Source organism: Marivita sp. NO-S04, from assembly GCF_059070475.1.
Genome location: NZ_CM180980.1, coordinates 892,806 through 907,283, shown reverse-complemented (window position 1 = coordinate 907,283; position 14,478 = coordinate 892,806). Strand labels below are relative to the sequence as shown.

The 14,478-nt window shown below is 60.0% G+C and carries 10 protein-coding genes and 2 pseudogenes; 4 read left to right on the top strand and 8 right to left on the bottom strand.

Annotation, left to right across the window (positions count from 1 at the left end):
- Window positions 1–235: 235 nt before the first annotated feature.
- From ACK3EW_RS04770 to ACK3EW_RS04745, 6 genes and pseudogenes are all read right to left on the bottom strand, one after another.
- On the bottom strand, window positions 236–1,168 hold the full coding sequence (locus tag ACK3EW_RS04770; RefSeq protein WP_493808669.1) for an IS5 family transposase: 933 nt from the start codon (window positions 1,166–1,168) through the stop codon (window positions 236–238).
- Between the two features lie 686 nt (window positions 1,169–1,854).
- On the bottom strand, window positions 1,855–4,494 hold the full coding sequence (locus ACK3EW_RS04765) for a helicase-related protein (protein WP_493808668.1): 2,640 nt from the start codon (window positions 4,492–4,494) through the stop codon (window positions 1,855–1,857).
- A 1-nt stretch (window position 4,495) separates the two neighbouring features.
- Complete coding sequence (locus ACK3EW_RS04760) at window positions 4,496–6,286, bottom strand: hypothetical protein (protein ID WP_493808667.1); 1,791 nt, start codon at window positions 6,284–6,286, stop codon at window positions 4,496–4,498.
- The gene (locus tag ACK3EW_RS04755; protein WP_493808666.1) at window positions 6,283–7,479 is read right to left on the bottom strand and encodes a hypothetical protein; all 1,197 of its coding nucleotides are present in this window, start codon (window positions 7,477–7,479) and stop codon (window positions 6,283–6,285) included. The genes ACK3EW_RS04760 and ACK3EW_RS04755 overlap by 4 nt, the downstream gene beginning before the upstream one ends.
- A 125-nt stretch (window positions 7,480–7,604) precedes the next feature.
- Entirely contained in the window at window positions 7,605–7,868 is a 264-nt protein-coding gene (locus ACK3EW_RS04750; RefSeq protein WP_493809690.1) for an ADP-ribosylglycohydrolase family protein, read from the bottom strand.
- A 26-nt stretch (window positions 7,869–7,894) separates the two neighbouring features.
- Window positions 7,895–8,473, bottom strand: a pseudogene (locus tag ACK3EW_RS04745) (sigma factor-like helix-turn-helix DNA-binding protein); the annotation flags it as partial.
- Between the two features lie 85 nt (window positions 8,474–8,558).
- On the opposite strand from ACK3EW_RS04745, the gene tnpA reads away from it, so the two are divergent.
- The 4 genes from tnpA to ACK3EW_RS04725 all read left to right on the top strand — a co-directional run bounded on the left by tnpA (window position 8,559) and on the right by ACK3EW_RS04725 (window position 11,606).
- Window positions 8,559–8,963, top strand: a complete 405-nt coding sequence (tnpA, locus tag ACK3EW_RS04740; RefSeq protein WP_301070753.1) for an IS66-like element accessory protein TnpA — start codon at window positions 8,559–8,561, stop codon at window positions 8,961–8,963.
- The gene (gene tnpB / locus ACK3EW_RS04735; protein WP_301070749.1) at window positions 8,960–9,313 is read left to right on the top strand and encodes an IS66 family insertion sequence element accessory protein TnpB; all 354 of its coding nucleotides are present in this window, start codon (window positions 8,960–8,962) and stop codon (window positions 9,311–9,313) included. The genes tnpA and tnpB overlap by 4 nt, the downstream gene beginning before the upstream one ends.
- A gap of 55 nt (window positions 9,314–9,368) precedes the next feature.
- The gene (tnpC, locus tag ACK3EW_RS04730) at window positions 9,369–10,937 is read left to right on the top strand and encodes an IS66 family transposase (protein ID WP_301070747.1); all 1,569 of its coding nucleotides are present in this window, start codon (window positions 9,369–9,371) and stop codon (window positions 10,935–10,937) included.
- 300 nt (window positions 10,938–11,237) lie between these two features.
- Complete coding sequence (locus ACK3EW_RS04725; RefSeq protein ID WP_493808665.1) at window positions 11,238–11,606, top strand: integrase core domain-containing protein; 369 nt, start codon at window positions 11,238–11,240, stop codon at window positions 11,604–11,606.
- Between the two features lie 355 nt (window positions 11,607–11,961).
- On the opposite strand, the gene ACK3EW_RS04720 is transcribed toward ACK3EW_RS04725, so the two are convergent.
- Together ACK3EW_RS04720 and tnpC (ACK3EW_RS04715) are read right to left on the bottom strand one after the other, a co-directional pair.
- On the bottom strand, window positions 11,962–13,053 hold the full coding sequence (locus ACK3EW_RS04720; protein WP_493808664.1) for an MrcB family domain-containing protein: 1,092 nt from the start codon (window positions 13,051–13,053) through the stop codon (window positions 11,962–11,964).
- A 239-nt stretch (window positions 13,054–13,292) separates the two neighbouring features.
- Window positions 13,293–14,324 (bottom strand): annotated as a pseudogene (gene tnpC / locus ACK3EW_RS04715) (IS66 family transposase); the annotation flags it as partial.
- Window positions 14,325–14,478: the final 154 nt, after the last annotated feature.

Here is a 14,478-nt window from a genome sequence, read left to right as displayed (position 1 = left end):
GCCCCACCAGCCACGGCAGACGGCTAGTCCCGGCCCGAAGCGGACCTGATCAGCCGCACGCTTTGCTAGCGCAGCGCCAACAGGTCCGACGGATGGCCAACTTTAGCTACGTGTCGCACGAATGACCGGGTTGCGAATGTTTGCCTCGCGCAATTTCTAGGTGGAGTTTTCCGTCGAGGTGGGCGTTGTTGCATTACCCCGGCCTGAGGCGTGACGTCCCCTTACCCCGCTGACGTTATGCCACGCGGACGATCTCGGCGGTGCCGAGGGCGTTGAAGCGGTTCATGAGGGCGATGCGGATGTGGATTTCGGCGGTCTGTCGGTCGGGGTCTCTTGCCATGATACGCTCGCCGAAGGATTTCAGGCAGCGCATCTTCGCCTCGATCCGGTTGCGGGCGTGGTATCCGGTCCAGCGTTTCCAGAACGCCCGCCCGTAGTATCGCGTCGCGCGCAGGGTGTCGTTGCGGGCGCGTGCAGCCGGGCAGTCTTCTTTCCAGAGACGTCCGTTCTTTCGGATCGGGATGATCGGAACGGCGTCGCGTTCGATGATGGCCTTGTGGCAGCGGCGTGTGTCGTAGGCGCCGTCGGCGATGACCGTGCCTATCTGCTCACCTGCCGGGATCTGGCCGAGCAGGTCGGGCAGCACGGGGCTGTCGCCGTCGCGGCTGGGGGTGAACTCGACTGCCCGGATGTCCGAGGTGGTGGTGTCCATGGCCAGATGGACTTTGCGCCATTGGCGTCGGCCTTGCACCCCGTGCTTGCGGGCCTGCCATTCGCCATCGCCGAGGAACTTGATCCCGGTGCTGTCGACCAGCAGGTTCAGCGGGCCGTCCGCACGGCGATACGGGACCTGGACGGCCAAGGTCTTTTGCCTGCGGCACAGCGTGGAAAAGTCCGGCACGGGCCAGTCCAGGCCGGCCAGTCGCAGCAGGCTGGCCACCATTCCGGCGGTCTGGCGCAACGGCAACTTGAACAGGACTTTGATCGATAAGCAGAACTGTATGGCCGCATCGGAAAACACCGCCGGACGTCCGGGTCGACTGTCACGCGGCGCGCGCCAGGTCATGTCCTTGTCGACCCAGATGAGCAGAGACCCCCGCTTCCTGAGTGACGCGTTGTAGCTGGACCAGTTCGTCGTGCGATAGCGGGCGGGAGATGGCTTGCTCATGCACCGCGTCTAACGCCATGGATTCGCGAAGTGAATCCTTCGTCGTCAGACTTTTGCAACAATGCCAATCAACGGCCTCCTTTGAGTTGGGCAGCACATCTTGCGCTTGCTGAATTTCTTAACGCTATATCAGCTCCAGCCACTTGGCAACCATGGCAAAACGCTATTGGCACTGCGAAGACACATCGGGGCTTGCGGGTGACGGCGTTACCAAGCCGCAGTGGACGTGGACCGCGCCTCAGCTATCCTGAGAACATCTCGTCGTCAGGGTCCGTGAAAATTGACGTGGCTTGTTTTTGGGAGGTCTATCCATGACACAGAAAAAGCTGCCCAACGGCGTTGATCTGCCGCCCTTGATATACACAAAGGGCCCAGCCGCGGTGAAAAGCAATCTCAGCAGCAGAACCTAGGTTCCGCGCCGAAGCTCCAATCGAATCAAACCAGCATGGGAAAGCGACCAGTTTCTGGGTTAAGACTTAGCGAACTCGAAGTGTATCCAGAAGTGTATCCAGAACCAATCAACCCGGCACAAAACTCAGTAAAAACAGTACTTTATCTTAAATAATTGGCGGAGGGGATGGGACCGGGGTCGAACGTTCTCTGCGCCCGACGGCCAAAATTTGTGTCTTCCCGAGAACGCTCAAATCCATCATGCGGTCTCCCCACACTGTCGCGGTCTTTCGGTCCTACGCCCCTTTTTTATTCCATGCTGCCGCCTTGGGCGCCGGATAAAAATTTGGTGCTGCTCTATCTAGCCTCTCTACGAGAGCCGCTAACTCACAATCATTCTGGGCACGCTGCCGATCAGTCGTCACTACAGCATCTCCGTGCAGTTGCGCGCGAAGCGAGGCCCATCTCTCACGCAAAACAGACCAGTGGAAGCTATCATAGCCTCCAGTGATCTGAATGCAGTGAATCTCTATCCTTGGTGGTGGATCACCGTTCTCTCTCCACGTCCCTGAACGGTAGTCTTTCAGGAACCGACTATTCTTTCGATCCACGCGACCGATTTGTTGCTCAACGACGCCCGGATTCCATTCCGCATGAAGAAGGACGACAGTACGACATTCTTCGTGAAGGTTTAGACCCTCGCGCCCCACCAGGGATTGGGCCACGAGCACGAAGGGCCAGGACCCCGCGCGATTGAAGGCAGCTTGGAGAAGTCGTCTGGTGCGGGGTGCTGTCTCGCCATACAGGAGACGGGCAAAACTTCCTTCACGGCCGGAAAAATCCGAAAGATGATCCAACAGGAGTTGCAGGCGGCTTGGATGTGGATCGCCAGAATTCTCGGGCACGTCTTCCGCGTGATCGTCAACGCTGCCGGCCATGAGATCACGCAGCAACGAGTCCGTTTCTTCGAGGAGGTCGTCGGTTGTCCAATCTGGCGGCTCGGCCGCTGCCGGCACATGGGCCCCCCGGGCGGTGCGGCTTTCGAGCGCCTGGATGAGAAGACCGATCCGGCTCTCGCCTGGCGCATCTACCGCATCGCCATCAAGCCAGATCTTCCATAGAAGGGAAGCTGTCTCCTGCCCCCTCTCGGCTCGCGTTTGAATCTCATTACGCATCTTACGAAGGCGCGCGTCTCGTTTCCGGTGAGCCTCGTCGTAGCGATCTTTCAACATGAGGTTGATTTCGCTCAGATCGTCAGGAACGCCAGCGGGCCGGTCCGACGATCGCAGGACCGCCTGGACAGCGTGTTCGGAATCGGCAGGAACGCGGCTTGCCGGCCAGTGGCGCCCCTCGGCGAGATGTCGGAGCATGCAACGCGCGTCCAAGAGGCGGGTCAGGGCCTTCAAGGGTTCGATCAGGGTCCCGAAGATCAGCACCTTTCGGCCTTCCGCCGTCGCCGCCTCCACGGTTCTGACAGCGGCGAGAATGGCTGGGTGATCAAAAATGCTCACATCCTTTGAGAGAAGAACTTTGCGCGACCAGAAGTCCCTGAGCATGTCCCCTCTCTCGGTCGCGTCCTCGAGGATGATTTTGTCGAGAGCGTGTGCCTTCTCAAGCGTCAGTCGGCGCCGCTTTGCGTCCCGATCCGTCTCTGGAAGAAGCGAGAGAGCTTCGGCCGCACAGAACATGCGCAACCATTGGCTGCCCATTCTGGCCGGATCAACCGAGACTGAACGGACGTCGCGGTAATCGATCCCATGGCTCTCCCAGAAGGCCTTCAGTTCCTTGTCAGATCGCTTGTCCCGGCGGATGACGTAACAGGAGAGACCATCGACAAAGCGCTTCGAGGCCTTCTCAAATTCGGTCACGATCGCATTGTCTAGAGGCTCGGTCCTTACTTTTTCAGCGATTCTTGCATAATCCGAGATACACGCACTGAGCCGGTCCCAGTGTTCACCCTCGTTCTCGCCTGTGAATCCGGTTTTACGACCGACCAGGCGCCCAAGCGTATCGAGCCATTGGTCAGCGTCGAGTTCGACGGGCGTCGCCGTCATGCCGAGGCGAAAGGAGTCCTCACTTTCCCAAATCATGCTGCCCAGGATGCGCGAGAGGCTACTGTCCGCGCCGCGCGCCTTGTGGGCTTCGTCGATCACGACGAGGTCAAATCGTCCAAGTGCCCGACCGATCACCGGAAGGACCGCGCGGCGGTAATCGTCCGACGACACAAGCCTCCAGTCACGCCGCTGCTCGAACGCGAGGCTCTGGATGGAGAGCGTTTCGTAAGCCGCCCGAGCGGCCCGGTGGCTGGCGAGACGCTCGCCCCGGCCGCCATCACGAATGTTACGTCGGCGCTCGCTGCAAAGTGCAGCCATGGCCGGCATGAGCTCGCGGCGCCAGGGGAGTTCTCCATTCTCCGGTAGCGGGAACGCCATGCGTGCGAAGGCATGAGAAACCATCAGGACTTTTTCGTCCTGCCATCGACCCACGGGCAACTCCCGCTGCTGGCGCCTGTCGCGCAACCTCGCATCGCGCCGTTCTTGCCAGCCAGAGGAAAGATCATCATCACCTTCGCGGCTGAAGCCCCTGACAAAGCTTTCATAGCTGCGAAGCGGCAAGAGCGTATGTTCGTTGGGATCGAACAGGCGCAACTCGGCCTGCCATTGCGCGCCAAGGCCAGCTGGCAAGACTATCGCTGCCCTGCCGCCGCATCGCCTGACTGCATCGATCAGCGCGGCAGCAATGCGCGTCTTTCCCATGCCAACTTCGTCCGCTACGAGTATTGCGCGACGCCCAGAGCAGAGCCGCTCCGCGATGACACGGACGCTGGCCCGCTGGCCTTCGTCGAGCAGTGCTTCCTTGTCGCTCTGTCGTTCCGCCTCGGCTACTCGGGCTTCCAGTTGCTCTGCAACGCATTTCCATCCCTTGAAACCGCTCATTCTAAGGACTCCACAGATCCCGCGCGCCATCCAGGCCCCAGGCAACTTCGATCCTGTCAATCGCGGCTCTGAGAGGGGCGACGTCGACGCCATCTGGCAAGAACTCGGGATCTATCAAGGCGCGCAGCGGACTTGCCCTTGCCACCCTGAAGGGTTCGATCATTGGCTGCTCGCTCTTTGCGAGGCCCGGAAGTTCCTGCCGGAGTTCCCGGCACCAGCGCTGCCATTCGCGCGGTTCAAGCTCCCTTTGTGCCTCGGTGAGACGCGTGATCAGACGCATCATCTGCCGGAGCGGATAGGTTCGCGAATCGTCATTCGCTTTTCCAATGGGATCGCCTGACGGTTCCCAGTCAACGCCATCCCCATCGTTGTCGTCTTCACTCGCGCCGATGGGATAGGACGGAAAATTGCCGATTGACGCCAGAATGTCCTCAAGGCTCGGTTGTCCACGTTTCGGCACGACCAGCGCACCATCAGCCCGCACGGGAACCTTCCAGCCACTTGGATGCAGCGTGACGAAGACCGGTGGCGGTGCGGGCCAGGTGCTAGGCAGCGCGACGGGCTTTTCATCGCGGCCAAGGATCTCGACCGTGTCCTTGCAGTCGTCCGGGGCGCGTATGCGATCGCGCTCCCATTCAACGAAGCTAATCGGAGGCGGCGCAGGAGGCGCCGGAGGTGGTGCGAAAGCTGGGCCGGCGGATAAGGCTGTTGGTTCGATCTCCACGTCGAAGTTGCCGGGCAGGAGATTTCGAATGCCAGCCCTCGCGTTCCTGCGCCAACTCAGCGTGGGATCCGGGGTGATGACGATGCCAGCCTCCAGGTTCCCGTTGCGAGCGGTGCTCTCAAAGCCCATGCGGCTGAAATTGGCGGAACCAATGTAGATCTTTGCGTCGCCGATCTGTCCTGCCCCAGAACGCTTTCCGACGTAGAGGAACTTTGCGTGTAACTTCGACTGCCGGTGTTCGGCATGGCAGGATCCCGGTCCGCGGAGCCTCCATCCGTTTTTGACGAGGCTCTCGGCCTGAGCGTGCAGTCCCTGACAGTTTTCTGGATTGAGCACCAGATCGAGCTCGGCATCCTTGGCCACGATTTTCCTTCTAACAAGCTCCTTTCGGAGGTTCTCGATCAGGCCCACCGAATCATCGCCCGCTTCGTAGTACCCCGACCCGATTACGAGGTGCTTCTTTCGTCCCCCGAGTTTCTCGAGGGCCTGCTCGCGCATGGTCTTCTCGCGCGTGTCGATGAAGCGTGGTGGACGTGGACTTTCGAGCAGCCCGTCAACAGCCTCGCGGAAGCGTGCGTCTGGCCTCATCCCATCGAAGGCCTGTTTCAGCAAGGCATCGTCGCATTGTTCACGAAGCCAACCAAAGAGGTCGTCTGCGGCGCGAATGTCCGAGACCAACTGAGGGCTCTTCTCTCCCACCACGAGATCCCCGGACCAGAACATGTCGATGCTGGTGGTCAGCGGCTCGGCGGTCCAGTTCCCGGTGCTGACCGCAAGCCGCAGGCAATATCCGGTTGACGCACCAAAGCCCAGCAGCGCGACTTTCGCATGAAGCAGGCGGAACGGAGCGGGCTGCGAAAAATGCATCCAGGCGATGCCTGGCAAGTCAGTGACAGCCGCCGCTGTCGGATGGATGAAAGCCGCCAGGCGCGGGTGCGAAGCATCGCCCGAGAACGTCCGCGCGATCCTTTCGAGCACGTCTCTACTCGCAGTAAAGCCGCAGAACATGCCGAAATCGCCGGCATATCCGTCAGGAGGGGCAAAAAGGGTCAGCAGGCTATGGCTCATCTGGAGACACTAGCACCGTCAGCGCGCGTTCTTGGGGCTGCCAGATCTTCCGTGAGAGCCAGAAGATTGGCGATACGCGGCAATTCCGGCACGCCTGAGAGCTGAGCGGCGCCATCGTCATCGTCCGCGGCACCTGCTCCGAACGCAGGTCCAGGCGCTAGATCGCCGTCACGCAGGACGATCACCACCCCATCGCGTCGTGCAAGGCGTTGCAGGAGGCCATCCGCGCTCTGGCAATCGCGCAGAAACACCCTGCTTTCCTTCTCTCTTGACGCTTTGATATGTGGTGCGGCCCGCTTCGCTTCGTCGACGCAGGCGTCAATCCACGTCCGGATGTCATCGTCCTCGCTGGCCTCGACGAGCGTGAGCACCGGCGTCAGTCCGTCGTCTCGCCGCTTCGCAATGCGCCCCTCGACCGCGCCAAGGACTTGCAAAGCAGCGGATCTGAGACGGACCGTTGCAATCCCTCCTCTGAGATCGAGCAAGTGATCCCCGGAGAGACCTTTCGGACTAACAGCAAGGATGCCATCTGACGTCAGCTTTTCGCCAATATCGCGAATAGACTTGCGGCGATCCGCCTCTGGCCCGCCGCCGTAGATGCGGCGCATGAGCTCTGCGCGAACCGGTTTGGGAAGACCGGCCGTCGGGCGAATCTTCGACACCTTTTCCCAGTCGACGCGTTTGCCGCCCTCAGCCCATTTCTCGATCTCCGATTGGATGGCCGCGAGCGGCGCGAGAAGCCGTTCGCCGTCCTGAGAGAGGTGGAAGGAGTTGAAGCGCGCACTTGTCCCCTTGACGAGACCGAGCGTCACAAGCGGTTGGGTGCAGGCCTGCCTGAACGGCTGGGTTACATACGCGCCCGGCTTGCGCAGGGCCTCAAAAGTCCACCCAACCCGGGCCAGATTTCGCCGCCCGCGCACCCGCGGATGTGCTTCGCCCTCCCCGTCGTTGAGCGCCTGCTTCATCGCCAGCGCCTCGACTGCATTGGCAACTTCGATGGGACGGCGATCAAGTCTCTGAGCGACCGCGATCCCGAGCATCGACCAGATCAGCGGCATCGCGAACCAGAGCCCGCCCATGCCAGGCACAGCTTTCTCGTTGAAACGGCGGATCGCTCGGGTCAAACCAAGCGACTGCAATCGTCGGGCGGACGGAATGTCGCTCGGCACCAAGATCCCCCAAGCTTCAGCCATTCGCGTTACTCCACAAACATGTCTTTTCGCGCATGCCGAAATTTTAACCTTTCAATCACAGCACAAACACAGTCTGCACCCGTGAACATGGTTCTCAATTGTTTCTCGTTTCCAGTGAGTTGCAATCAGAAACCCGGATAGGCATCACTCATCCGTTCGACCAAGTCGCTGTCGTTTTGAAGTCGCAGAAAATCGCGGACCAGTCTCGAAATGAGATCGGCACCTTCGACCACAGAGAACCAACGATGTTTCAAGACTGCTACGGGCTCCATCAGGCCAAGCATGTTCCCCGCAATTGCCCCGGTTGAATCACTGTCCCCGCCGTGCATCACGGCGATCCGGAGCGCTTGATCGAATGATTTTCCCGCCAGACAGGCGTAAAGAGCAATCGAAAGGGCTTCCTCTGCTGTCCAGCCACCGCCGAGGGTCCGCCACCAAAGAAGTGCAGCGCCCGAACCTGGGCGTCGATCCAGTCGGACAGCTTTTGGCTCAGGCTGGCCCAGGCAAAAGTGTAATTGGACGCACCCAGAACAGCGACGAAGATCTGGGCGCGGTGCTCGTCGCCTGTCGCCGGGTCAATGATCGGGATGGTGTGGCTGGCGTAATCGGTTTGCATTACCGCACCAGCCTCATGGCGGTTGCGGTACCGGGGACTGATCCGGGTCTCGAACTCCCTGTAACGCGTGCAGAACCAAGTGTAGCCATACCCGTCGGGGTGGGCCGCCCGATATTCCTCCCAAAGCAGCAGCAACGTCACGCCCTTACGCTTCATCTCAGCCGCCAGCTTCGACCAGTCGGGCTCAGTCAGGTCCCGGGGCGGACGCCCCACGCGCTGGAACACAACCTGCTTCAGCGTGGTATCGTCATCCCGCCCCTTGGGCAGTGGCCAGCAGTTCAGCCCAGCCTCTCGGGCCCGGTGCAGATAGGTCGCGACGGTTGTCTTGCTTAGCTTCAGACGCGCCGCAACCTCACGCGCCGAAAGCCCCTGTTCATGGTAAGCGCTGTGTGGCGCCCACCTTCTCTTGATCCTTGTGATTTGAGACTCACGCCCTGTTGGATAACAGGAGGTGAGTTTCGCCATGGAGACTACGAACGAGTTTCTCACGCGTTTGGGCGTTGAGGTCTCACGGACCGGGAGCCGACGGTGGCCAGATCGTGTGAAAGCGCGGATCGTGGCAGAAACGCTGGTGCCTGGAGCAACGGTGAATGACGTTGCGCGCAAGTATAACCTTCGCCCGAACCACCTGTCGGGATGGCGGCGGCTGGCCAAGGATGGTGAACTTGTTTTGCCCGCGCCAGAGGCTGACACGGACTTCGCCCCGTTGGTGATGTTCGATGTCGAAAGTTCGCCATCGGCGGAAGATACGGGTTCGGCGAGTAGGGCAATCGAGATCGTAGCTGGATCGGTTTCTGTCCGGCTGGACGGTGCCACGCCTGCAGCCCGGATTGGGGACATCGTGCGTGCGCTTGGGGGTGGCGCATGATCTTCCCTTCGAACCGTGTGCGCATTTTGGTGGCAACGCAGCCGGTTGACTTCAGAAAAGGACACGACGGGCTGACAGCCATGGTGCAGACCGTGCTCCGCAAAGATCCGTTCACCGGGACAGTGTTCCTGTTTCGGGCCAAGCGCTTGGACCGGCTGAAGCTTCTCTATTGGGACGGCAGCGGTCTGGTCATGGCCTACAAACGGCTCGAGGACACGACCTTCACCTGGCCCACGATCAAGGACGGAATGATGGCGCTGAACCACGCACAGTTCGAGGCGCTTTTTTCCGGGCTGGACTGGCGCAAGGTCAAGGCGCTGGAGACCCGCCCACCAGCTGCGGCGGAGTGACTCGGGGCGACGAATGCAGGGATCATGGCTTTGATCCCAGTGTATAATACTGATCATGAGCGCCGCTGCCAAAGACCTCGATCTGTCCGTCCTGCCACCGGAATACCGCGTAGCTTTTGAGGCCTTGAAGGCAAAAGCTGCGCGGGCCGCGGAGCTGGAGGACATCGTCAAACGTCTTGAGCATCTGGTGGCCGAGCTGAACCAGGTGGTCCACGGCAAGAAGTCCGAGAAGCTCAGCGAAGATGATCGCCAGCTGACCTTCGAGGATCTTGAAGCTGCCGTCGCCGAGGCCCGTGAACAAAAGAAGGTGCAGACGCCCGGAGACGACAAGCCCAAGCGAAAGCGAGTGGCCAGGCGCAACCGCGGCAACCTGCCCGCCGGTTTGCCACGCATCGAGCAGGTAGTCGAACCCGACAGCCTGATGTGCCCCTGTGGTTGCGGGCAGATGCACAGGATCGGCGAGGACCGCAACGAGCGGCTCGACATCGTCCCGGCACAGTGCCGTGTGATCGTGACGGTCCGCCCAAAATATGCCTGCCGCACCTGCACCGATGGGGTCACACAAGCACCGACGCCCGCATGGCTGATCGAGGGCGGGCTCCCAACCGAAGGCGCCATCGCGCATGTTCTGGTCAGCAAATATGCGGACCATGCCCCGCTCTACCGACAATCACAGATCCTCGCCCGCTCTGGCATCGACATTCACCGCTCGACGCTGGCTGATTGGGTCGGTGTGGCAGCTTTCCACCTTGGACCCATCGTGGACCGGCTGGCCGAGCACCTGAAGACATCCACGAAGCTGTTCATGGACGAAACCACGGCGCCGGTCCTCGATCCGGGCCGCGGGCGGACAAAAACAGGCTACCTCTGGGCTCTGGCGCGCGATGATCGGTCATGGGGCGGCGATGATCCCCCCGGGGTCGTCTTTTTCTATGCTCCCGATCGCCGCGGGGAGAATGCCGAGAAATTCCTGACCGGCTTCAACGGCACGCTGCAACTCGATGGCTACCAGGGCTACAACCGGCTGACGCGCCCTGACCGCAAGGGCGGTGATCCGATCGTTGTCGCCCATTGCTGGGCGCATGCGCGTCGCAAGCTCAAGGAAATCTTCGATCGCGATGGTTCCGAGATCGCCGCCGAGGGCCTGCGCCAGATCGCAGGAATCTATGCCGTCGAGAAAGACATCCGCGACACGTCCCCGGGCCAGCGCCTGTCAGCGCGCCAGGCACGATCCGCGCCACTGGTCGAAGCCTTCGGCATCTGGCTACAAGCGCAGCGCCTGCGCATCTCGGCCAAATCGCGCCTCGGAGAGAAGCTTGCCTACATCCACCGACACTGGGATGGTTTGCAGACCTTCCTGACGGACGGACGCGTCGAGATCGACTCCAACAAGGTCGAAAATCTGGTCAGGCCGATTGCTTTGAACAGGAAAAACGCATTGTTCGCCGGTCATGACGAGGGGGGCAAGGCATGGGGCCGCATCGCATCCCTGATCGAGACCGCCAAGATCAACGCCATCGAGCCTTTCGCCTATCTCAAGGCTACGCTCGAAGCCATTGCGGCCGGACATCCGCAACACCGCATCGACGAGTTGCTTCCTTGGAACTTCCAGCCGTCAAGCTGAAACCCAAGTGCCCTTCAGACACCGCTTACTGTTCATGCGTCAGTCGCAGTATTGATCGTATGTCTTGCACAGTCGTGCGCCTCGCTCGCTTCTGTCTCGGCATGGTCCCTCCCGGTCTTGTTCAAGAGCGGGAGAATGCCGTTACATCGCAGGCGATGACCAACCGCGCACACGTCTCCCCAGAGCTGTCCGGGAATTAGTGAAATCCCTGTCCGGGAATTACCGAAACGCGTGTCCGGGAATTACTGAAACCCGCAGCAGGCCCGCAACACTTTGATGTGGTGCACGGAGCAAGGGATCATGCCGAAATTCTTGATCCGCGATGCCGACACCAAATTCTGCACCAGCTTCGATACCGTATGGGAGTCGGAGACCGCGCGGGTCATCCAAATCCCACACAGGGCGCCCGACGCCAATGCCTTCGCAGAATCCTTCATCGCGACGATCAAGCGCGAATGCCTCGATTTCTTCATCTGCTTCAGCCGTTCCCAGCTGGATTACATCCTGCGGACCTGGGTGCGCCACTACAACACCGAGCGCCCACATCGTGGTCGCGACATAGGGAACAACGTGCTGCAAGTCGATTTCCAGCCCGTCCGGGAGGGCCCGATCCGCCGCAAGCGTCAGCTCGGTGGAATTGTCACATCCTACATCCGCGACGCTGCCTGAACATCCTAGCCAACAAAAGGATTGATAACGTCGGATTCATCTTGCCGGGTTTCGCCACAGCCTTTAAAAATTATTCCAAGTCAACGTGATGGCGCAACGTATACATTTTGGCACCCCTCTCAGACTAGGCCAAAGACGCTTGGCACAGCACGCGACCGAGACGGGCAGAACCCCAGAGCCGAAGTGATCAGTTTGAACCGCCTGATTGCGCCAACCTGACCAATCCGGCAGCCGCAAGATGCACCTCCGAGATCATGACGTGCGAATGCCGCGGTGCTCCTGTTTACAACAGCGTTACGGCGCGGTTTCGGGCACAAAACGGTGATCGCCTAGTTGACACCCCCCGCTGCTGGTCCTAACCACCCTTCCGCGAAACGCGGAAGGCGGTGGGTTCTAGGAGCCATGCATCAATGTTCCACCCTATAAGAGCCTCAAGCTTACCTTCGCTTGCTGAAGGACCGTTAGTATCACCCCTATGCAGCCGAATTCCCGTGACGATTAGAAGAGCGGTATTCCCCTTCTCGCGCCGGTGAAGAGCTACCTCGCCGTGTGTCATGGCGATGGCATCTGCCTTGTCGCTCGTCGTCCCCTTCACTTCGACGAAGATGCGGTCTTCGCCCTTCTTTGCTTCGAAGTCGTAGGGCTTGTTCGATGATGTATCCTTCGGCTTGTAGCCCTGGCCCTTCAACCAGTCCTCTGCCAAATCCATCGCACGAAGCTCGACGGCTTTTCGCTCTTTTGACGTTAAGCCGAAGCCCTGGCTTTTGGCGATGGTAGAATTTGGTCGGGTGATACTGAGAATTTCGAGCTCCGTCTGATCGGCAGGCGAGAGCTCACGCCCTTGCCGCTGCGCTGAATAAATCGCCCTTAGCATTTCTGCTGCCGTGACAAGATGATCCGTTACCGCCTCATCATCGATGTCATCGTAGGCGACCTTCTTCACGAGAGCGCTCGCATCCTGAAACGACTTTGGCAGTGGCAAACGCGCGCCAAAGTCATTCGATTCAGTGAAGGGTTCAAGAGAGCCGCGATCCTCTTCCACGATCCGGCGCGCCCATTGAACACGCTGTGCTAGCTCCTCGGGTGGTAGGATTATCGAATATCCGTTGTGAAATTTGGATGAGCTGCATCCAACGGAGATGTTGACGCCAGAACCGTCCGTCGAAAAGTGCAGAACAACGTAGAAGCCGTCTGTCGGCCTAGGTGACATCTCCTTTGAACAAAAGCGCGCCCAAGCCAGCTCAGTCTTATTTCCTATGCCGTCCGACGCATCGACGTGGAAATCTGCGCCAAAGGAACCAAGGGCGGCGCTCAAAGTATCCTCTAGTGCTCTGAGCTCCTTGGTAAGCACCTGACGGACCAAATGGCCGCGCTCTTGCATTTCAGGCGTATTCTTCGAGGAATAACGAGGTTGGAGTTCACAAATTCGACGTAGTGTATCGCGCATTTCAGTCTCGGTAGTCCCTTATCGCATCGCGATTTAGCTTCTTCGCCGGGACAAGCCGATAGTGCCGTTCCTCAACGACCTTGATCTCATCGTCCTGCAAAGTCAGTTCGAAGAGCGCAACGACCTCGTCTTGCATAAACTGAGCAGCGATCGCGCGGCACCGCATGCCAGGAAATCTATCTTCTACGAACCGGATGTCCTGGCTCGTTTGAACGTAACCACGCCATTGATACCGCAGCTTACGCGGCTTGACTGTTCTTCACGGATGCGATCGGCGCCCAGTTCCAAGGCAGCAATTCATCAAGCCGGTTGATCTTGTGATCGTGGATGCGGTCGAGGATGTCAGCAAGATAGGCCAGCGGGTCAAGACCGTTCAGCTTGGCCGTTTCAATGACCGTCATCGCGCGCGCGAGGGTTTCCGCGCCGGTATCTGCGCCCGCGAAGAGCCAGTTTTTACGTCCTATTCCAATCGGGCGCAGGGCGCGTTCGGCCGGATTGTTGTCGATGGCCACACGCCCGTCGTTCAGGAACAGGCTGAAGGCCTCCTTCCGCGCGAGGCCATAGCGGAACGCCTTGGCTAGATCGCTTTTGCCGGGGATGCGCAGAAGCTGCTGTTCAGACCAAGCAAAGAAAGCCTCGACCTTGGGCTTGGTAAGTTTTTGACGTGCCGCATAGCGGACGTTGGCGGGCTGACCGTTGATATCGCGCTCGATGTCGTAGAATTTTCCGATCCGGTCGAGCGCCTCGCGAGCGATCTCGGATTTGGTTGAGGTCCAAAAGTCATGGAAGTCGCGCCGCAGATGCGCCCAACAGGCGGCCTCCCGCAAACGGGCTGTGCCGTCAGGCTCTGGCGCGTAAAGCTTGGCATACCCTTTGTAGCCGTCGGCCTGAAGAATGCCCTGCGCTGCGGACAGATGACTGAGGACGTGCTCTTCCTTCCAGTCTGGCGCAAAGCGATAGACAGCACCCGGTGGTGATGCCCCGGCCCAGGGTCGCTGATCACGCACATAGGCCCAGATCCGGCCCTGCTTGACACCCTTGCCAAGCCCTCTGTTGCGCATGCTGCGATCAAGCACCCGGATGGGGGTGTCGTCCGCATGCAGCAGGTCGCTGGCCATGATGTCCGCCTCGATCCGTACAATGAGCGGCTGTAAGGTCTTCATGGCTCGCCCGCACCAGCCAACAAGCGTGCTTTCGGGAATGTCTGCTCCCATGCGGGCGAAGATCTCGTGCTGGCGATATAACGGAAGGTGGTCGTCGAACTTGTCAACGGCGGAGTAAAATTAGGCCACGGGGCGGCGCAAAACTGGGCCACTTTGGGTTTACGCGGGACGCGGGTGATGAGCGGCGGCCAGTCAGCCGCGCTCTCCATGTAGCTGGCGGGTGACTGGCCGCCTTGGACCGTCAGGTCCAAGTCTGGGCTTT